At 65.8% G+C, this 19,120-nt stretch carries 23 protein-coding genes and 1 pseudogene; 16 read left to right on the forward strand and 8 right to left on the reverse strand.

Annotated elements, in window-relative coordinates:
• Positions 1–90: 90 nt before the first annotated feature.
• From GGD66_RS22675 to blaOXA, 8 genes are all read left to right on the forward strand, one after another.
• On the forward strand, positions 91–1,497 hold the full coding sequence (locus GGD66_RS22675; protein ID WP_018322283.1) for a DegQ family serine endoprotease: 1,407 nt from the start codon (positions 91–93) through the stop codon (positions 1,495–1,497).
• Positions 1,494–2,828 carry a replication-associated recombination protein A gene (locus GGD66_RS22680; RefSeq protein ID WP_018322284.1) on the forward strand — a complete coding sequence of 445 codons (1,335 nt, stop codon included), beginning with the start codon at positions 1,494–1,496 and terminating at the stop codon, positions 2,826–2,828. The genes GGD66_RS22675 and GGD66_RS22680 overlap by 4 nt, the downstream gene beginning before the upstream one ends.
• 52 nt (positions 2,829–2,880) lie before the next feature.
• Positions 2,881–4,098 (forward strand): RluA family pseudouridine synthase, encoded by a 1,218-nt coding sequence (locus GGD66_RS22685; protein ID WP_092260199.1) that lies wholly within the window; start codon positions 2,881–2,883, stop codon positions 4,096–4,098.
• 40 nt (positions 4,099–4,138) lie between these two features.
• Positions 4,139–4,438, forward strand: coding sequence for a hypothetical protein (locus GGD66_RS22690; RefSeq protein WP_092260197.1), 300 nt, complete (start codon positions 4,139–4,141; stop codon positions 4,436–4,438).
• 70 nt (positions 4,439–4,508) lie between these two features.
• Complete coding sequence (locus GGD66_RS22695; RefSeq protein ID WP_092260195.1) at positions 4,509–5,303, forward strand: ATP12 family chaperone protein; 795 nt, start codon at positions 4,509–4,511, stop codon at positions 5,301–5,303.
• A 56-nt stretch (positions 5,304–5,359) separates the two neighbouring features.
• Entirely contained in the window at positions 5,360–6,964 is a 1,605-nt protein-coding gene (locus GGD66_RS22700) for a flagellar hook-length control protein FliK (protein WP_183259046.1), read from the forward strand.
• On the forward strand, positions 6,961–7,224 hold the full coding sequence (locus GGD66_RS22705; protein WP_126258121.1) for an EscU/YscU/HrcU family type III secretion system export apparatus switch protein: 264 nt from the start codon (positions 6,961–6,963) through the stop codon (positions 7,222–7,224). Before GGD66_RS22700 ends, GGD66_RS22705 begins: the two co-directional genes overlap by 4 nt.
• A gap of 76 nt (positions 7,225–7,300) precedes the next feature.
• A complete protein-coding gene (blaOXA, locus tag GGD66_RS22710; RefSeq protein WP_183259047.1) occupies positions 7,301–8,119 on the forward strand; it encodes a class D beta-lactamase in 819 nt (272 codons plus the stop codon).
• 156 nt (positions 8,120–8,275) lie between these two features.
• Here the strand turns inward: blaOXA and GGD66_RS41610 are convergent.
• The 3 genes and pseudogenes from GGD66_RS41610 to GGD66_RS22720 all read right to left on the reverse strand — a co-directional run.
• Positions 8,276–8,380, reverse strand: a pseudogene (locus GGD66_RS41610) (carboxymethylenebutenolidase); the annotation flags it as partial.
• Positions 8,381–8,393: 13 nt separating this feature from the next.
• Complete coding sequence (locus GGD66_RS22715; protein WP_183259048.1) at positions 8,394–8,987, reverse strand: hypothetical protein; 594 nt, start codon at positions 8,985–8,987, stop codon at positions 8,394–8,396.
• 153 nt (positions 8,988–9,140) lie between these two features.
• The gene (locus GGD66_RS22720; RefSeq protein WP_183259049.1) at positions 9,141–9,545 is read right to left on the reverse strand and encodes a DUF4260 domain-containing protein; all 405 of its coding nucleotides are present in this window, start codon (positions 9,543–9,545) and stop codon (positions 9,141–9,143) included.
• A 138-nt stretch (positions 9,546–9,683) separates the two neighbouring features.
• On the opposite strand from GGD66_RS22720, the gene GGD66_RS22725 reads away from it, so the two are divergent.
• Both GGD66_RS22725 and GGD66_RS22730 read left to right on the forward strand, forming a co-directional pair.
• On the forward strand, positions 9,684–11,216 hold the full coding sequence (locus GGD66_RS22725) for an acyl-CoA carboxylase subunit beta (protein WP_183259050.1): 1,533 nt from the start codon (positions 9,684–9,686) through the stop codon (positions 11,214–11,216).
• Between the two features lie 110 nt (positions 11,217–11,326).
• Entirely contained in the window at positions 11,327–11,674 is a 348-nt protein-coding gene (locus GGD66_RS22730; protein WP_183259051.1) for a hypothetical protein, read from the forward strand.
• Between the two features lie 97 nt (positions 11,675–11,771).
• Here GGD66_RS22730 and GGD66_RS22735 read toward each other — a convergent pair whose 3' ends face one another.
• The gene (locus GGD66_RS22735) at positions 11,772–12,422 is read right to left on the reverse strand and encodes a glutathione S-transferase family protein (RefSeq protein ID WP_183259052.1); all 651 of its coding nucleotides are present in this window, start codon (positions 12,420–12,422) and stop codon (positions 11,772–11,774) included.
• Between the two features lie 129 nt (positions 12,423–12,551).
• On the opposite strand from GGD66_RS22735, the gene GGD66_RS22740 reads away from it, so the two are divergent.
• On the forward strand, positions 12,552–12,866 hold the full coding sequence (locus GGD66_RS22740) for a hypothetical protein (protein WP_177237287.1): 315 nt from the start codon (positions 12,552–12,554) through the stop codon (positions 12,864–12,866).
• 132 nt (positions 12,867–12,998) lie between these two features.
• Positions 12,999–13,274: a twin-arginine translocation signal domain-containing protein gene (locus GGD66_RS22745; RefSeq protein ID WP_018322297.1), complete on the forward strand. Its 276-nt coding sequence runs from the start codon at positions 12,999–13,001 to the stop codon at positions 13,272–13,274.
• Between the two features lie 173 nt (positions 13,275–13,447).
• Here the strand turns inward: GGD66_RS22745 and GGD66_RS22750 are convergent, their stop codons facing one another.
• Both GGD66_RS22750 and GGD66_RS22755 read right to left on the reverse strand, forming a co-directional pair.
• Positions 13,448–13,696 carry a GCG_CRPN prefix-to-repeats domain-containing protein gene (locus GGD66_RS22750; protein ID WP_026202719.1) on the reverse strand — a complete coding sequence of 83 codons (249 nt, stop codon included), beginning with the start codon at positions 13,694–13,696 and terminating at the stop codon, positions 13,448–13,450.
• Between the two features lie 346 nt (positions 13,697–14,042).
• Complete coding sequence (locus GGD66_RS22755; protein WP_183259053.1) at positions 14,043–14,741, reverse strand: winged helix-turn-helix domain-containing protein; 699 nt, start codon at positions 14,739–14,741, stop codon at positions 14,043–14,045.
• A gap of 203 nt (positions 14,742–14,944) precedes the next feature.
• Between GGD66_RS22755 and GGD66_RS22760 the strand changes: the two genes are divergently transcribed.
• The 3 genes from GGD66_RS22760 (at position 14,945) to GGD66_RS22770 (ending at position 16,510) form a co-directional block, all read left to right on the forward strand.
• Positions 14,945–15,253, forward strand: coding sequence for an NIPSNAP family protein (locus tag GGD66_RS22760; RefSeq protein WP_018322300.1), 309 nt, complete (start codon positions 14,945–14,947; stop codon positions 15,251–15,253).
• 24 nt (positions 15,254–15,277) lie between these two features.
• On the forward strand, positions 15,278–15,628 hold the full coding sequence (locus GGD66_RS22765) for an antibiotic biosynthesis monooxygenase (protein WP_026202720.1): 351 nt from the start codon (positions 15,278–15,280) through the stop codon (positions 15,626–15,628).
• Between the two features lie 72 nt (positions 15,629–15,700).
• Positions 15,701–16,510: an oxaloacetate decarboxylase gene (locus tag GGD66_RS22770; RefSeq protein ID WP_183259054.1), complete on the forward strand. Its 810-nt coding sequence runs from the start codon at positions 15,701–15,703 to the stop codon at positions 16,508–16,510.
• Positions 16,511–16,587: 77 nt separating this feature from the next.
• On the opposite strand, the gene GGD66_RS22775 is transcribed toward GGD66_RS22770, so the two are convergent.
• The gene (locus GGD66_RS22775) at positions 16,588–16,980 is read right to left on the reverse strand and encodes a hypothetical protein (protein ID WP_018322303.1); all 393 of its coding nucleotides are present in this window, start codon (positions 16,978–16,980) and stop codon (positions 16,588–16,590) included.
• 163 nt (positions 16,981–17,143) lie between these two features.
• Here GGD66_RS22775 and GGD66_RS22780 point away from each other — a divergent pair, with 163 nt between their 5' ends.
• Positions 17,144–17,788, forward strand: coding sequence for a trimeric intracellular cation channel family protein (locus tag GGD66_RS22780; protein WP_018322304.1), 645 nt, complete (start codon positions 17,144–17,146; stop codon positions 17,786–17,788).
• Positions 17,789–17,827: 39 nt separating this feature from the next.
• On the opposite strand, the gene GGD66_RS22785 is transcribed toward GGD66_RS22780, so the two are convergent.
• A complete protein-coding gene (locus GGD66_RS22785) occupies positions 17,828–19,066 on the reverse strand; it encodes a cytochrome c (RefSeq protein ID WP_092260173.1) in 1,239 nt (412 codons plus the stop codon).
• Positions 19,067–19,120: the final 54 nt, after the last annotated feature.

A 19,120-nucleotide genomic window follows, 5' to 3' on the forward strand; every position in this document is an offset into this window, starting at 1 on the left:
CGTCAGACCGAGGCCGAATATTGCCGCCCGGCGCCCTTCTATTGGGGGACGAACGCGCCTATATTCCGGCGTCTTTTCCAAGAGGTAGGAATGTTTCGATCGATCCGGACCGCCGTCGTCACGGCATTGTGCATAGGCTTTTCCGCCCACTTCAACCCGGCTGCTGCGCAGGACCGTCGGGTCCCGTCATCGCCGGCCGAGCTGCGGCTGTCCTATGCGCCGATCGTGCAGCGGGTGCAGCCGGCCGTGGTCAACGTCTATGCCGCCAAGGTGGTGCAGAACCGCAACCCGCTGCTGGACGATCCGATCTTCCGCCGCTTCTTCGGCGTGCCGGGCCAACAGCCCGAGCAGATGCAGCGCTCGCTCGGCTCCGGCGTCATCGTCGATGCGTCCGGCCTCGTCGTCACCAACGTCCACGTCATCGAGGGCGCGGACCAGGTGAAGGTGTCGCTGTCGGACAAGCGCGAGTTCGAGGCGGAGATCCTGCTGAAGGATACGCGCACCGATCTTGCCGTGCTGCGCTTGAAGGACACCAAGGAGAAATTCCCGACCCTCGATTTCACCAATTCCGACGAATTGCTGGTCGGCGACGTCGTGCTCGCGATCGGCAATCCCTTCGGCGTCGGCCAGACCGTGACTCACGGCATCATCTCGGCGCTGGCGCGCACGCAGGTCGGCATCACCGACTATCAGTTCTTCATCCAGACCGATGCGGCGATCAATCCCGGTAATTCCGGCGGCGCGCTGGTCGACATGGCCGGCAAGCTCGCGGGCATCAACACCGCGATCTATTCGCGCTCCGGCGGCTCGCAAGGCATCGGCTTCGCGATCCCTGCCAACATGGTGCGTGTCGTCGTCGCCTCCGCCAAGAGCGGCGGCAAGGCGGTGAAGCGTCCCTGGCTCGGGGCAAAATTGCAGGCGGTGACGCCCGAGATCGCCGAGAGCCTCGGCCTGCGTTCGCCGACCGGCGCGCTGGTCGCGAGCGTGGTGTCGAACGGCCCCGCCGCGAAGGCCGGCCTGAAGTCCTCGGATCTCATCACCGGGATCGATGGCCAGACCGTGGATGATCCCAACGCCTTCGACTATCGCTTCGCCACTCGTCCGCTCGGCGGCAGCGCGCAGATCGACGTGCAGCGCAGCGGCAAGCCGCTCAAGCTGACGGTGGCGCTGGAGACCGCGCCCGATACGGGACGTAACGAGCTCGTCGTCACCGCGCGTTCGCCGTTCCAGGGCGCGAAGGTCTCGACCATCACGCCGGCGGTCGCCGACGAGCTACATCTTGACGCCGACACCGAGGGTGTCGTGATCACCGATCTCGGCGGCGACAGTGCGGCCGCAAATGTCGGCTTCCAGAAGGGCGATATCATTCTGGCGGTCAACAACCAGAAGATCAGCAGGACCGGCGACCTCGAAAAGGCGGCCGGAGAGCGCCCGCGGATCTGGCGTATCACGCTGGTGCGCGGCGGCCAGCAGATCAACGTCACGCTGGGCGGATGAGTCCGAAGCGACCACAAACGCCAACGCTCTTTGCCGCGGCGGGGCTCGACCACGACGCTCCGCATCCGCTGCCGGACCGGTTGCGCCCGCGCGCGCTGTCGGAGGTCGTGGGCCAGGACCACATCCTCGGTCCCGACGGGGCGCTGACGCGCATGCTGGAGACGCGCACGCTGGGATCGCTGGTGTTCTGGGGCCCGCCCGGCACCGGCAAGACCACGGTGGCGCGGCTGCTGGCGGATGCGACCGACCTGCATTTCGAGCAGATCTCCGCGGTGTTCTCCGGCGTCGCCGACCTGAAGAAAGCTTTCGACGCCGCGCGCGCCCGCCGCGAGATGGGCAAGGGCACGCTGCTGTTCGTCGACGAGGTGCATCGCTTCAACCGCGCCCAGCAGGATTCGTTTCTGCCCGTGATGGAAGACGGCACCGTGGTGATGGTCGGCGCCACCACGGAGAATCCGTCCTTCGAGCTCAACGCGGCGTTGCTCTCTCGTGCGCGCGTCTTGGTGTTTCGCTCGCTCGATGCCGCCGCGATCGAAAAACTGTTTGCGCATGCCGAGGAGGTCGAAGGTCGCAAGCTGCCGCTCGATGCGGAAGCGCGCGCGGTGCTGGTGCGCATGGCCGATGGCGATGGCCGCGCCTCGCTGACGCTCGCCGAAGAGGTCTGGCGTTCGGCGCGGGCGGACGAGATCTTCAATGCCGCGCAGTTGCAGGAGATTTTGCAGCGCCGCGCGCCGATCTACGACAAATCGGCCGACGGCCATTACAATTTGATCTCGGCGCTGCATAAGTCGGTGCGCGGCTCCGATCCCGACGCCGCGCTGTATTACCTCGCGCGCATGCTCGATGCCGGTGAGGACCCGCTGTTCCTGGCCCGCCGCGTCGTGCGGATGGCGGTGGAGGACATCGGCCTTGCCGATCCGCAAGCGCTCGTCATCGCCAATGCGGCCAAGGACGCGTTCGATTTCCTCGGCCATCCCGAAGGCGAGCTCGCCATCGCGCAGGCCGTCGTCTATCTCGCCACCGCGCCGAAATCGAATGCGGTCTACACCGCCTTCGGCACGGCGATGCAGGTCGCCAAGCAGGCCGGCTCGCTGCTGCCGCCAAAGCACATCCTCAATTCGCCGACCAAGCTGATGAAGTCCGAAGGCTACGGCGCATCTTACGAATACGACCACGACGCCCCCGACGCCTTCTCCGGGCAGGACTACTTCCCGGAAGCCCTGGGCCGCCAAACGTTCTACGACCCGCCCGAGCGCGGCTTCGAGCGGGAGATCAGGAAGCGGCTGGATTATTGGGCCAAGCTGAGGAAGGAGCGGGGCGGCCCGCGCTAAAAACGGCCATTTCGCCGTGACGGGACCCGGCTTTTAGGGTACGCAGGCAACCATGAGCCGCCGCATCAAAAGAACCGATCCAAAGCCCCGCTCGCGCGACGAGCGCAAGGAATCCCGCCCGTTCAAGGCGCGTAGCGCGTCTAAGGCTGGACCGCGGCCGGGTGGCAAGCCCGGCGGCAGCAAGCCGCCGCGCTTTGCCGGCGAGCGCGCCGAGCGGCGCGCGCCGAAAGCCGAGCTGGAAAGGGCCGCGCCCGAAAAGCCCGTCGAGGCGCTGCTGCCGACCAAGGTGCAGACCGTCAAGGTGACCGCCGACGAGAACAACATGCGCGTCGATCGTTTCCTCGAGGCGCGCTTTCCCGGCCTGTCGTTCTCCCACATCCAGCGTGTCGTCCGCAAAGGCGAGCTGCGCGTCGACGGCAAGCGCGTCGACAGCAAGGACCGCCTGGAGGAGGGCCAGAGCGTCCGCATTCCGCCGCTCAAGCTCGACACGCCGAAGGGCGTCGGCGAGCTCTCGGAAGCCGCCCAGAAGACCCTCAAGGCGCTGAAGGAGATGACGATCTTTGAGGACGACGACGTCCTCGTCCTGAACAAGCCGGCCGGCCTTGCCGTGCAGGGCGGCTCGGGCATGACGCGGCACATCGACCAGATGCTGGAGGTGATGCGCGATTCCAAGGGCCAGAAGCCACGCCTGGTGCATCGTATCGACCGGGAGACGTCAGGCTGTCTGCTGGTCGCCAAGACGCGGTTTGCCGCTTCGCATCTGACCGGCGCGTTCCGCTCACGTTCGGCGCGAAAAGTCTATTGGGCGCTGGTGCCGGGCCTGCCGAAGCCGAAGCAGGGCCGCATCTCGACCTTCCTCGCCAAGGAGGAGAGCGAGGACGACACCATCATGCGCATCGCCCAGCATGGCGACGAGGGCGCCAGCCACGCGGTGACATATTACGCGGTGGTCGAGACCGCCGGCAACAAGCTGACCTGGGTGTCGCTGAAGCCGGTGACGGGACGCACCCATCAGCTGCGCGCCCACATGGAGCATATCGGCCATCCCATCGTCGGCGATTCCAAATATTTCAACATCGAGAACTGGCAGCTGCCGGGCGGCCTGCAAAACCGGCTGCATCTGCTGGCGCGCCGCATCGTCATTCCGCATCCGCGCGGCGGCGTGATCGACGCCACCGCGCCATTGCCGCCGCACATGCAGCAGTCGTGGAATCTGCTGGGGCTGGATGCAAGCCGGTTTGATCCAATCGAGAACGCGCCTGAAGAATAGCCGGGTTGAACGGGGGTGGTAGACCCACGACATATCCTCCATGACACGGCTCTCGATCTATCTTGTGCTGTTGGCCGCGCTATGTGTGGGGCAGGCCGCCCACGCGCAATACGTGCTGCCGGACGCTTCACGGCTCGCCCCACCGCTGCCTCAGCCGCCACCGCCGCCGAAGATCGAGGTGCCGCAGGTTCCGCAAGTCGACGCGCCGCCGCGCTACAACTACCAGCCGCTTCCGCGTAACTCGTTCAGCGATCGCGTCACAAAGTGCCTCGACGCCGCCGCAGCTGCGGGACTGGGCCCAGCCGATCGCGGCACTTACTCACGCGCTTGCGCGAACTAGCAGCACTCATGGTCGTGGCGAAGCCATGACGAGACAGATAATCTGACCGACGACAGGGACCGAAAAAACGATGCGCGAATTGTTCGAAGAAGCAGCAGGGCAACCTCCACCGGACCCGCGGGAATCGGCGCGCGCGTCCGCGCGCCCGCCGCAGCGCAAGCGCTTCTACAAGGAGGCGAGCGCGACCGAAGCCGAAGGCGGTTTCGCCATCACGCTCGACGGCAAGCCGATCCGCACGCCCTCCGGCCGCCAGGTGGTGATTCCGTCGCGCGCGCTCGCCGATGCCGTGGCCGCGGAATGGGCGGCTCAGGGCGAGAGCATCGACCCCATGACCATGCCGCTGACGCGGATCGCCAACAGCGTGGTCGAGGGCGTTGTCGACCGCGTCGAACTGGTCAGCGACGACCTCGCGAAATATTTCGAGTCCGACTTGCTGTTCTATCGTGCCGGCCATCCCGAAGGGCTGGTCGCCCGCGAGGCCGCGCATTGGGATCCCGTGCTGTTCTGGGCCGCGGAGACGCTGGGCGCGCATTTCATCCTGTCCGAGGGCGTCATGCATGTGAAGCAGCCCGACGAGGCGGTCGAGGCCGCGCGCGCCGCGCTGCCGGGCGACGCCTGGTCGGTCGCCGCACTCCACGTGGTGACGACCCTGACCGGCTCGGCGCTGCTGGCGCTGGCGCTGGCTCATGGCGTGCGCGACGCCGGCCAGGTCTGGGCCGCCGCCCATGTCGATGAGGACTGGAACATCGACCAATGGGGCGCGGACGAGGAGGCCGCCAGCCGCCGGGCCACCCGTCTCAGGGATTTCGAGGCCGCCGTGGCGGTTCTGGCGGCGGCAAAGGCGTCCGCAGCCGAAGGTCCTTAACGAGAGGTTTACGACGGCGGCCTTAGGGTGTGGCCAGCGCTCCATGGGCCCCTGAGATGCCGACCCCGGTCACTTCCATCCTCCCCGTCAGTGCCGCCAGCCCCCTGGCTGATGCGACGACGCCGGACCTCGTGCTGCAGGCCGGCAGCGTCGTCGGTGCCAGGGTCGTCAGTGTGATGGCCGGCAATCTGGTGCGGATCGCGATCGCCAACCTCTCGATGGACGTGATGTCGGAGGTGGCGCTGACGCCGGGGCAGAATCTCCAGCTGGCGGTCTCGCAGAACGACGGCACGATCAGGCTCGCCGTGATGAACGGGGCAGGCGAGGCAACTCCCGATCAGATTACGCTGACGCCGCGTGCGGCCTCGGTGGTGGAAAGTCCGCCGCTGGCGCCGTCCGCGACCGCGACACGCAACACGCTGACGCCATTGGAGCAGGTCGCCGTCACCGCGGCCTCGGCCGAGGCCGCCACAAAACAAGGCAGCCAGGCGCCACTGTTCGCCAATCTGGCATCCGTCGTCACCGGCAGCGATCTACCTGCGGGCTTGAAGCAGGCCGTGCTGGACGTGCTGGCGCAGCAGACGCCGCTCAGTCCCGGGCTCGATGGCGCCGATGTCGAAACCGCGTTCCAGAAATCCGGCTTGTTCTTCGAGGCTTCGCTGGCCGCGGGAGCGAGGCCGCCCGCCGGCACGACGCCCGACCTGAAGGCGGCGCTGCTGGTGCTGCGCCAGACCCTGACCACGCTCGAAACCGCCGCGCCACAGGGCGCTGCAACTCCCGCTGCGACGACAGGGACACCGCAGGTCGCCACTGCGCCTGCTCAGGCCGCAGGTGAGGCCGCGCAGTCCGCGTCCGCTTCCGGCCCCGAGATCGCGCAGACATTGCGCAGTGCCAATCTCGCGGCCGCGGTGCTGGCGGACGTCGTCGGCAACGCTCAGCAAGCCGCGATGCCGCGCACCATGTCCGCGGGGCTTGCCGCGAGCCTCCTGCAGGAGGTCACGGAAAACCTGCCGCGCCTGACCGGCAACGTGCCCGGCTCGAACAAAGCCGTGCCCGACGGCCACATCTTCGAAGCAGCCGCACGTGCGACGCCACCGCCGTTCCGTGGTGCATTGCCCTCGCCGCAGGCGATTGCCTCGCCCTCGCTCGCGCCGGACACGCCGCTGTCCGCAACCGTGCATCGCCTGCTCGACGACACCGATGCCGCGATCGCGCGGCAGACATTGTTGCAGGTCGCTTCGCTCCCGGATCGCACTGACGCCTCTGGCCACCACCGCATCGACCCGGCAATGCCGCAGTGGAATTTCGAGATTCCCTTCGCAACGCCGCAGGGCACCGCGATGGCGCAGTTCGAGATCTCGCGCGATGGCGCTGGCGAATCCGCCGATGCCGCCAAGCGCGCCTGGCGCGCGCGCTTCTCGCTCAACGTCGAGCCGGCCGGCCCTGTGCACGCGCTGATCACGCTGAACGGCGACAAGACTTTCGTGCGGATGTGGGCGGAGCGGCCGGCGACGGTGCAGCAGCTGCGCGCTGGCATCGGCGAGCTCAATCAGGCGCTGACGCGAGCCGAGCTCAAGCCCGGTGACATTCTGGTCCGCGAGGGCACGCCGCCGCAGCCGGCACCGGCCCGCGCCGGCCACTTCCTGGATCGGGCGACATGAGCGACCCATCCAAGCTCGCCATCGCGCTGCATTACGAGAAAGGCTCTGGCGCGCCCGTCGTCGTCGCCAAGGGCAAGGGCACGATCGGCGAAAAGATCGTCGAGATCGCCAGGGCTCACGACATCCCGATCGAGGAGAACGAGGTTTTGGCCGGCGCGCTGTCCAAGGTCGAGCTCGGCGAGGAGATCCCGCCGGACCTTTACAAGGCCGTCGCCGAAGTGCTGGTGTTCGTGCTGCGGCTGTCGGGCCGGGGGCGGTAGAGCATGATCTGTCATCGTTTCACCATGGAGCGGCGGCATGGTCGCGATCACTTTCATCGTTTGACGGACATCGCTCTTGCTCACCCGCCGCTCCACTCTCGGCCTTCTCGCCGCATCTGCCATCCTGCCATCGCGCGCGCTCGCCCATGTCGCGCCGCCGCGCAACGAGATCCGCGATAGCCTCGCAAAGCGCTTCACCGACCTCGGTACATCAGGCACCTTCGTCGGCTACAAGGTCGAGGACTACCTGGTCGTCGCCAGCGACAAGGAGCGCTCGGGCGAAGGCAAGCTGCCGGCCTCGACCTTCAAGATTCCGAACTCGCTGATCGCGCTGGAGACGGGCGTCGTCACTCACCCCGACAAGGACGTGTTTGCCTGGGATGGCGTGAAGCGTCCGATCGAGGCCTGGAACAAGGATCACACGCTGCGTAGCGCGATCGCCGTGAGCGCAGTGCCGGTCTATCAGGAGATCGCCCGCCGCATTGGCCAGGAGCGGATGCAAAAGTATGTCGACGAGTTCGACTACGGTAACCGCGACATCGGCGGCGGCATCGACCAGTTCTGGCTCACCGGGAATTTGCGCATCGACCCGGTCGAGCAGATCGATTTCGTCGACCGGCTGCGTCGCCGCGCGCTGCCGATCAGCAAGCGCAGCCAGGATCTGGTCGCCGACATCCTGCCGGTGACCAAGGTCGGCGACAGCGTCATTCGCGCCAAATCCGGCCTGCTGGGCGCCGAGCGCGGCGAGCCATCGCTCGGCTGGATGGTGGGCTGGGCCGAGAAGGGCGAGACGCACACGGTGTTCGCGCTCAACATGGATTGCAAGGAGCCGCGACTCGTCGGCGAGCGCATGACACTGACGCAAGCCTGCCTTACCGAGATCGGCGCGATCTAGCCTGTGAGTGGTGCAATCGTTCTCGTCGAGCGCAGCCGCCGTGGGGTGGGCAAAGGCGCGTAGCGCCGTGCCCACGATCTTTATGCCGTGAGCGACGATTCGTGGGCACGCTACGCTTTGCCCACCCTACGGCACCGGTGCAGGCCGAGATGCCTCTCATCCCAACTTGAACAACACCTGCAAAAACTCCTCCACCGCCTTGCGCGACTCGGCGGCCGTCTTCGGATTGCCGCCGACATGCGGGTTGAGCTCGACGTAGGCAGGGGCGACCGCCTCAGGCGGTGTCGCTCTTCTTCGCCGTCAGCGCCTGGTCGATCGCAAAGCCGCCGATCTCGCTCATCGCCTGCGAGATCACGTCGCCCTTGCGGGCAAACCCTGCGGAGAGGAAATCGAACTGCGTCCGCGCCAGCCGCAGCACCTCGATCGGCACGGAGACCGCGGTCGCGTTGAAGCTGTCGACGGAGGCGCGCAAGCTGTCCAGCTCGGTCGTGAGCTTGCCGATATGGCTCTCGGCATTCTGCATCAGGCCGATCAGCTTGCCGCGCTCGGCATCGAAGGCGGCGCGCTCGGCGGCGGCTGCCGCGGTGACCTCGGCAAGCTGCGCCCGCAGCACCTCGATCTGGCCGACCATGGCATCGGAGGCGAGATCGGCGGCCCCGCGCAGCTCGGCGTTACGCGTGCTCGCATCCAGCTGCTCATGATAGAGCCGCTCGGCCGACATGGCCCGCTGCCCCAGCGACTCGATCAGGCTTGCGGCGCGCAGCAGCATCTCGCCGTTCCGCCCCGACACCATGCTGGCCATCCGCCGCAGGAAGTCGATGGTTTGAGACGACGAGTTCGGCGGCAGGGGGACGACCGTCGCGGACATCTCAGTGATGCTTGCGTGATGCTCGAGCCAAGGCGTAATGACCGCCGCCGTACCAACTGAGCTCACGCAACATTCGGCGCCTGATCGCGAGCGCGAAGCAAGCCTGAATCGGCAGGCCCGGTCAACCGGGCCGGGCGACCAAATTCGTGCGCGTCAGGCGTCTTTTTGCCGCCCGATCCGGCCCAGATGAGTGAAGCCGAACCCGGCGGAATATTTCAGGCCATAGCCGAGCGCCCGGTCGATGCCGATATGGGCGAGCCAGATCAAGGCGATGGACAAGGTGAGCGGCGAGCCGAGGCCGAAGCCCAGCGTCAGCAGCGACACCGGCGCCATGTAGCCGTGGGCGGCGTTGTAGACCAGCGCGCCGAATTTGGCGTCGGACAGGTATGCCAGGAAGCTGAGGTCAGGGACGAAGAAGAGCAGGGCAAAAACCAGCCAGGAGCCGTCCCAGGCCCAGTAAAGCATCACCATCCCGATAAACAGGGTGAGCCCCTCCAGTCGCAGCAGGATATTGACGCCGCCCGTCGCCGCACCGGTCTCGGCCATTCTCTCGTCCATGCTCGCCTCCCGGGCAAAACTTTGTAATCTCTCACGCTTTTAGCCCGGACAGGGCAGCCCTGCGGCGCGGAAAGGCGCTTTCCGGTCCGCAAAATGCCGTGTTAGAACCCCGCATCACTTAAGAACTGGCGGGAGCAAATGAAACACATCCTGGACGCCCTTGAAGACCGTCGCGCCGGCGCAAAGCTCGGCGGCGGGGAGAAGCGCATCGAGGCGCAGCACGCCCGCGGCAAGCTGACCGCGCGTGAGCGTATCGAGCTGTTGCTCGACAAGGGATCGTTCGAGGAGTTCGACATGTTCGTCGAGCACCGCTCCACCGAGTTCGGCATGGAGAAGACCAAGGTGCCCGGCGACGGCGTCGTCACGGGCTGGGGCACCGTCAACGGCCGCAAGACGTTCGTGTTCGCCAAGGACTTCACGGTTTTCGGCGGCTCGCTGTCGGAAACGCACGCGCTGAAGATCACCAAGCTCCAGGACATGGCGATGAAGGCGCGGGCGCCCATCATCGGCCTCTATGACGCGGGCGGCGCCCGCATCCAGGAGGGTGTCGCCGCGCTCGCCGGGTATTCCTACGTGTTCCGCCGCAACGTGCTCGCCTCCGGCGTGATCCCGCAGATCTCCGTCATCATGGGCCCTTGCGCCGGCGGCGACGTCTATTCGCCTGCGATGACCGACTTCATCTTCATGGTGAAGAACACCAGCTACATGTTCGTGACCGGTCCTGACGTCGTGAAGACCGTCACCAACGAGGTCGTCACCGCCGAAGAGCTCGGCGGCGCCTCGGTGCACGCGACGCGCTCCTCGATCGCGGACGGCGCCTTCGAGAACGACGTCGAGACGCTCTTGCAGATGCGTCGCCTGATCGACTTCCTGCCGTCCAACAACAGTGACGGCGTGCCGGAATGGCCGAGCTTCGACGACATCGGTCGCGTCGACATGTCCCTGGATACGCTGATCCCGGACAATCCGAACAAGCCTTACGACATGAAGGAGCTGATCCTGAAGGTCGTGGACGAGGGGGACTTCTTCGAGATAGCGGAGAGCTTCGCCAAGAACATCGTCACGGGCTTCGGCCGCATCGCGGGCCGTACCGTCGGCTTCGTCGCCAACCAGCCGATGGTGCTGGCCGGCGTGCTCGACAGCGACGCTTCGCGCAAAGCCGCGCGCTTCGTTCGTTTTTGTGATGCCTTCAACATCCCGATCGTCACCTTCGTCGACGTGCCGGGCTTCCTGCCGGGCACCGCGCAGGAATATGGCGGCCTGATCAAGCACGGCGCAAAACTGCTGTTCGCCTATTCGCAATGCACCGTGCCGCTGGTGACCATCATCACGCGCAAGGCCTATGGCGGCGCCTTCGACGTCATGGCCTCCAAGGAGATCGGCGCCGACATGAACTACGCCTGGCCGACCGCCCAGATCGCGGTGATGGGCGCCAAGGGCGCGGTTGAGATCATCTTCCGCTCCGACATCGGCGACCCCGACAAGATCACCGCGCGCACCAAGGAATACGAAGACCGCTTCCTGTCACCCTTCATCGCCGCCGAACGCGGCTACATTGACGACGTCATCATGCCGCATTCGACCCGCAAGCGCATCGCACGGGCGCTGGCGATGCTGAAGGACAAGAAGGTGGAAGCGCCGGCGAAGAAGCACGACAATTTGCCGTTGTGAGGGAACGTAGCCCGGATGAGCGCAGCGACATCCGGGCTTTTGCAGAGGTTCCGCATGTCGCTTTGCGCATGCGGGATACCGCGTCCTGCTGATTTGGCATCCTCGATCCAATGACTGAAGACGATCCGACCGACGAAATCTCCGACATCGAAGACCGGATCGAGGCTCTCGCCGAGATCGCCGAGCGGTGCCGGAAGTACATCCTGGCGTCCAAGATCGCGATCGGCGGTGGGGCCGCGCTGTTGCTGATCACGATCCTCGGTGTGTTTGGCTTTGGTCAGACCGCAGCCCTCGGATCGATCGCGTTGGTACTTGGCGGGATCGTGTCGCTGGGCTCGAACGTCAGCACGTTGCGGCAGACGAACGACGCCATTAGTGCTGCGGAGGCACGCCGGGCGGCGTTGATCGGCAACATCGACCTGCGCGTGGTCGCCGACGCGCCGCTGAAGCTGGTGTGAGGTGTAGGGCGGATTAGCGACAGCGTAATCCGCCAATGTCTTTATCGCCGGATGCAGGCGTTGGCGGATTACGGCTTCGCCTAGTCCGCCCTACGAACTACGCGCGTGCCTTATCCGCCGCAGCGAAATGCGCCATCTGGTCGGCGTGGGCCTTGGCGAAGGCTGGGCGGGCCGTGGCGCGCGCGACGTAGGCGCGGCAGGCAGGACTGTCCGCCAGGCCGCCAAAACCATCGACGACGCGCAGCACGTCCGACATCAGGATGTCGGCGACGGAGAAGGAGCCGGCCAGCCATTCGCGGCCGGCCAGCACCGGCTCGAGATGCTTCAGCCGAAGCTTGAGGAAGTCGTCCACGAATTTCCACGCCGCCGTGTCGGTCGGATGGCCCATGAACTTCGACATTCCCCAGGGCAGGCTGGCCATCTCCACCGAGTTGAGCGCCGCGAACACCCATTCCGTCGCTTCAGTGCGACCGCGCGGATCGGTCGGCATCAGCTTCGCGCTGAGCCCGCCGAGATGCAGCAGGATCGCGCCGGTCTCGAAGATCGAGAGGTCGCCGTCGGTCAGCCAGGGCACCTGGCCGAAAGGCTGATGCGCGAAATGTGCGGCGCCGCGATCGTCGAACGGGGCGCTTGCGACGCGATAGGGCAGCGCGGCCTCTTCGAGCGCCCAGCGCACGCGAAGGTCGCGCACGAATCCTCGCGGCGGTTCGGGAACCCAATTGAAGGTGGTCAGGGTGAGATCGGCCATTTGCTGTCTCCGTGTCCTATTTCGAACAAAGGACGAGCGAAGGGCGCACGTTCCGACACCGGCTCCGAACTATTTTGTCGCCGGCGGCCGAAGCGGTTAGTCTCGGTTCAAACAACAGGAGGAAATCCGATGCCCGCTGCCTTCTTCGTCGTTCGCGCCATCGTCACCGATCCCGGCAAGCGCGCCGCTTTCGACCGATGGTACGAGACGGAACATGTGCCCGACGCGGTGAAGGCATTCGGCGTGAGCAAAGCCTGGCGATTCTGGAGCCTGGATGATCCCTCGCTGCATCAGGCGATGTATCAGTTCGATGACGAGGCCAAGCTCGCGGCGATGCTGAAAGGCGATGCGCTCAACCAGCTCGTCGCCGATTTCAACCGCGACTGGCCCGACGTCAAGCGTTCGCGCGAGACGCTGGTGCTGGCGCAGGAGTTTGCGAAGTAGCAAGGTCCATCCAGGCTACGAATTCTCCATCTCACTTCATTTCTGAATCTGAACACAGGATTCAGCCTTGGTTCATGTCGTGACCGCGACACTCCCTCTGCATCACTTGCTCGATAGCCTAGAGGACATGTCATGGAGCGCCGGAACTTTTTGAAACTTGCATTGGGAGTGACGGCGGGCGCCGCCGCCTTCGCCGCGACCGCGCAGGCCGCGCCGTTGTCGCCGCAGCCGGTCGGCGATCCCGCGCGCATGCCGCAAGGCAACCCCGACGCTCATCCTGCCGTCACCACCGGCGAGGAAGCCGCCAAGCTGACGCCGGAACAGGTTCACTGGCATGGCCGCCACCGGGGCTGGGGTCACCGTCATTGGGGCTGGCGTCGCCGGCGCTGGCACCGCCGCCACTGGTGAGCCGCGGCAAGCCGCGAATTTAGACGGGGATCGCAGCCGCGGTCCCCGTTTCGTTTCTGGCCGCTCAAACTCCACGGCGGACGATTAGTCGGCGGCAAGCCTGAAAACGAACAAGAAAACGAAGATGGCCGCGCAGGCCGAACCTGCGCGGCCATCTTTGCGATGCAAAGAGATCAGAACGGGCGGCAGCGGCCGGCGTACCAGCGGAAGCCATAGGGGCACACACGCGCGCGCGGCACGACGACGACTGGCGGAGCGACCACCACCGGGGCGGGGCGCACGACGACCGCGCCGCGCATCGGGCGGCAGCCGCCGTAGGCGCCACGATACCAACCCGGGCCGCAACCCTGCGCGGCGCTGGCGGCCTCGCTGAAACCGACAACCGCGCTGGCGAGCATGGCGGCGGCGAACAGGTATTTCATGTGATCTTCCTTCTCGTCCTTGGGGCAAGTCTTTGGGGGCAAGTCTTTGGAGGCAGGTCTTTGGAGGCAAGTCTTTGGAGGCAGGTCTTTGGAGGCAGGTCTTTGGGAGCTTGGCGCTTGCGGCGCACAATGATTCAAAAGACACGATTCGACATGTTAATTTTGCAACATGCCGGCACGGCGCGATCCAAACCTGCCAATCATGACCTGAATGCGGCATGAACGTTCCCGGCATGCGGCTTGGCGCGACAGACGCTGGTGTCGGCGGCCGGCCCGGCAGCAATCCTCCATGACGCCGGGGCCAGGAGCATTTGAGGCGCGCGTTGCCGGTGTGGCGGCGCGTGGGTCAGTCCTTCCCGTCGCCGAACAGCGCGGCAAACTGCTTCTCGCCGGTGCGGGTGAAGTTGACGACACGACTGCCGGGCGTGGCATCGCGCGCCGCCCATTTCAGCTCGGCGAAGCGCTGCATCATGGCGGCCCCCAGTGTGCCGGCGAGATGATGGCGCCGTTCGCTCCAGTCGAGGCAGGCCTTGCACACCGGGCGACGTGGATGGGTGAGCATGCCGGGCGAGATCTGCAAATGCCTGGCGAGAAAGCGTTCGCCCTCGGCCGTCAGCTCGATGTCCTGCTTCTTCTGCTTGACCAGATTCCGTTCGCGCAGGGAATCGAGCATCTGCACGCCGAGATCGCCGGCGAGGTGGTCGTAGCAGATCCGCGCGCGCCGCAAGGCGGGATCCTTCGGCCCGGTGCGCACGCGCATGTGCCCGGTGCGCGCGGCAAGGCCTGCAAGGCCCTCGAGCACGCTGGCGACGTCGTCGTCGGTGAGGCGATAGTAGCGGTGGCGGCCCTGCTTCTCCGGCTCGACCAGCCCGCCGGCCTCGAGCTTGGCCAGATGCGAGCTCGCAGTCTGCGGCGTGATGCCGGCCTCCTGCGCCAGCTCGCTCGCCGTGAGCGCGCGGCCGTTCATCAGCGCGGTGAGCATGTTGGCGCGCGCGGGATCGCCGACCAGCGAAGCGACCAGGGCGATGTCGGGTCCTGATTTCATGCTTCGATGGTAGCCGAAGCATTGTGGTCGGGCAAGGGCGTAGGTTCTCACTACGTCGTCATTGCGAGAAGGCGTAGGGTGGGCAAAGCGTAAGCGTGCCCACGTTCTGTTGCTATTACGGAGAAATGGTGGGCACGGCGCTGACGCGCCTTTGCCCACCCTACGAGACCGCGCTCGCAGTGACGGAAGAAACAGGAACCATCATGTCCGTCACCGTCTTCATCCGCTACCAGATCGACCCGTTCAAGCGCGCGCAGTTCGAGGAATATTCGAAGCGCTGGCTCACCATCATCCCGAAATGCGGCGGTGACCTGATCGGCTATTTCATGCCGCATGAGGGCACCAACAACATCGCTTTCGGGCTGATCAGCTTCGAGAGTCTGGCCGCATACGAGGCCTATCGCGCGCGGCTGCGGCAGGATGCGGAGGGCATGGCGAATTTCCATTTCGCCGAGGAACACAAATTCATCCTCGCTGAAGAGCGCACCTTCCTGCGCAAGGTGGTATTGTAGGCCCGATAGCAGCAGGAGATGCCCATGATCGCCGTGATCTTCGAGGTCTGGCCGAAGCCGGAACACCGCCAGGACTATTTCGACCTCGCAGCCGATCTGAAGCCGATCCTGCAAACCATCGACGGCTTCATCTCGGTCGAGCGCTTCGAGAGCCTGACCGAGAAGGGCAAGATCCTGTCGGTGTCGTTCTGGCGCGACGAGGCGGCGGTGCAGGCCTGGCGCAACACGATGGAGCATCGCCGCACCCAGGCGAAGGGCAGGGCGCAGATCTTTGCCGATTATCATTTGCGCATCGCCAGCGTCGTCAGGGACTACGGCATGAATGATCGCGAGCAGGCGCCCAAGGACAGCCGGGCGGTGCACGACGCGCACTAGCGCTGCCGGGTGCGCACTGGCGCTGCCGTGTCGGCGCGCCTATGTCTGCGCGGCCAACAAGGGAGAAGAAACATGCACGTCACGACCGCGGACAAGCGCGCGACCTTCAAGAAGATGCACGAAAGCGGGTGCTTCATCTTGCCCAATCCGGTCGATATCGGCAGTGCCAAGGCGTTGCAGCATCTCGGTTTCAAGGCGATTGCGTCGTCGAGCGCGGGCTTCGCCTGGACCATCGGCAAGGCCGACAACCACGTCAGCGTCGAGGACGTCTGTCAGCACCTGGCAGCATTGAGCTCGGCCGTCGACATCCCCGTCAACGCCGATTTCGAGGGCGGCTTTGCGGTCGAGCCTGACAGGGTCGCGGACAATGTCGAGCGCTGCGTGCGCACCGGCGTCGCCGGCCTGTCGATCGAGGATTCCACCGGCGACAAGGACAGGCCGCTCTATGATCGCGCACTCGCGGTCGAGCGCATCAAGGCCTCGCGCAAGGCGATCGGCGACAGCGGCACGCTGCTGGTCGGCCGCTGCGAAGCCTATTTGTGGGGCGTGACCGACTTGAAGCTCGTTATCGACCGGCTCACCGCTTACGCCGATGCCGGGGCCGACTGCCTCTATGCGCCGGGCCTGAAGACCCGCGAGGACATCACTGCCGTGGTGAAGGCTGTCGCACCCAAACCGTTCAATCTTCTGATCGGTGCCTCCGGCCTGTCGTTGCAAGAGGCCGCCGATCTCGGCGTCCGCCGGATCAGCGTCGGCGGCTCGCTCGCCCGCGCCGCCTGGGGCGGCTTCATGCGCGCCGCAAAGGAGATGGCGGAGAAGGGTACGTTCACCGAGCTCGGCAGCGGTTATCCCGGCGGCGAGCTGAACAAGATGTTCAGCTAGAGGCGACGATCAGCCCAGGAAACGAAAAGCGGCGGGACTTTTTGAGTCCCGCCGCTTTCACGCGCTATTGCTAAGTGTTACTTCGCGCCGTCAGACGGCTTCTGCGTATCCGGGGCCGGCTTGCTCGGCGCCGCACCCGTGGTCACGCCCGGCTCGGCGTTGTTGCGCGGTGGTGTCACGTCGCGCATGCCGGGAGGCGCGGCCGGATTGGTGGGCTGCGTCTGTGCCGTCTGCGAGGCCGGTGCGTTGCTGGCCTGGTTGCTAGTGGTGGTATTGTTCAGGCCGTAGAACACGGCACCCAGCACCAGCGCAATCGCAACGGCGAACAACGCAACCTTGCCGCTGGAAGCGGGGCCTTCGCCAAGCTCGGGGTCGGCCTGAAGGTCGGCATCCCGGCGCGCCGCGCGAAGATACTCATCGTCGGCGAGGTTCGGGCGGTACGGATCGTTGGGAAAACGGTCGTCAGCCATCGATTCAATCTCCTCGTTGATTGCGCCGTGACAACCCGGGGATGCGAGATTCTGTTCCGCCCGTTTTATGCTTTCGTCGGATGTTGCCCTCCCGGCGGGAATCGGGAACCTGTCTGGCTGGGAACTGGACGCGGTTCCATGGCGCGACGAAGGGAACAAGCCGATGTGGAGCCTGCCGCCGACGGATAGCGTGCTGCATCTTCTGGGACTCGTCGCCATCACGGCAGAGGGCATGACGGCGGCACTCGCCGCCGGCCGGCGCAGCATGGACTATGTCGGCGTTTGTCTTCTGGCCTGCGTGACCGCTCTCGGCGGCGGCACGCTGCGTGACCTGTTTCTCGGTCACTACCCGCTGGTGTGGGTGGCGAGCCCAATCTACCTCGCGCTGCCGGGTGGTGCGGCGCTGCTCACGATCCTGATCGCGCGGCTGGTGCATCGGCTGCACCTCGCGTTCATCGTGCTCGATGCCATCGGCCTCGTCGTCTTCACCATGATCGGCTGCAACGTCGGCTGGCAGATGGATGCCTCGCTGCCGATCGTGATCGTGTCGGGCATGGTGACGGGCTGCGCCGGCGGCGTGTTGCGCGACGTGCTCTGCAACGACGTGCCGCTGCTGTTCCGATCCGAACTCTACGCCAGCGTTTCGGTCGTGACGGGACTGTTCTACGCCACCGCCTTCGGCCTCAACCTCAATGCCGAGCTCTGGACCATCCTGACCTTCGTGCTCGGTCTGAGCTTCCGCCTGCTCGCGGTTCGCTACAAATGGGAGATGCCGAAATTCGTGTTCACCGGGGATGAGGAGAGGTGAGCGCCGCGCGCGCGAATGGCGAATAGCGGATAGATCTGGCTATTCGCTACTCCCCATTCGCCCCTGCTTCCTTGCCTTCGCGACCTGCGCCGGCGTCACCAGTGGGGCCGCATTGCCCCAGGCGTTGCGGATGTAGTTCGTCACCGCAGCGATCTCCTCATTGGACAGCTTGGCATAGGGCGGCATCTCGCCGGTGTTGGGCGCGCGCGGGGTAGTCACGGTGTGGGCGCCGTCGAGGATGATGCGCAAGGTGGAGGATGGATTGATCGATTGCAGCAGCGCATTGCCGGGCAGCGGCGGATAGATCCGCGGCGCACCCGAGCCGTCGGCTTCATGGCATGCGATGCAGAGCTTGGCGTAGACCGCCTGGCCCGCCTTCATCTCGGCATCATCAGGCGGCGTCACGATGGTCTCGCGCCGCGACGGCGGCAGGCTCTTCAGGTACACCGCGATCGCGCGCACATCGGCATCGCTCATCTTCGCCGTTGAGTTGACGACCACCTCCGCCATCAGCCCGCCGGCATGGCTCCTGGCATTGCGCCCGCTCTGCAGATATTCGGCGATGTCCGCCTCGCTCCACGACTTCAGGCCTGTGCGGGAGGCGCCGTCGAGCCTTGGCGCGTACCAGCCGCCGACCTCGTTGCCCGAGAGCGCCTGCGCCTGTTTGTCCGCGCCAAAATAGTTCTTCGGCGTGTGGCAGGCCCCGCAATGACCGAGCCCGGTGACGAGATAGCCACCTCTGTTCCACGCCGCGCTCTGGCTCTGGTCCGGCTCGTACAGGCCGGGCTTGAAATACATCGCGTTCCAGACCCGCATCAGGCCGCGATAGCCGAACGGCCAGCGCAGCTCCGGCGGCTTGTTGCGGTTGACGACGGGCGCAAGCGTGCCGAGATAGGCGCGGATCGCCAGCGTGTCGTCCTTCGTCATCTTCGTGAAGTAGGGATAAGGGAACGCCGGATAGTAGTTCGAGCCGTCGGGCGCGACGCCGGTGCGCAATGCGCGGGTGAAATCGGCATCTTTCCAGGCGCCGATCCCGGTGTCGCGGTCCGGGGTCAGGTTCGGCGCATAGATCGCGCCGAACGGCGTGTCGATGCGCTTGCCGCCCGCGAACGGTTTTGCCGGATCGGCGGTGTGGCAGCCTGCGCAGTCGCCGGCCTCGACCAGCGTCTTGCCGTAGGCGATCAGCTCCGGCGACGGCTCGGCGGCGCCGGCTGCGCTTGCAACCGCACTGCACAACGCCAAGCCGACAACAGCCGCGCCAGCCAGAATCGTCCGCATCGAAAGTCTCTCCTGCGACCAATCGCCCGCATCTGGCACGATAGGGGCATCAGT

Origin of the sequence: Bradyrhizobium sp. CIR48 (assembly GCF_014198315.1) — a bacterium.
Taxonomy (GTDB): Bacteria; Pseudomonadota; Alphaproteobacteria; order Rhizobiales; family Xanthobacteraceae; genus Bradyrhizobium.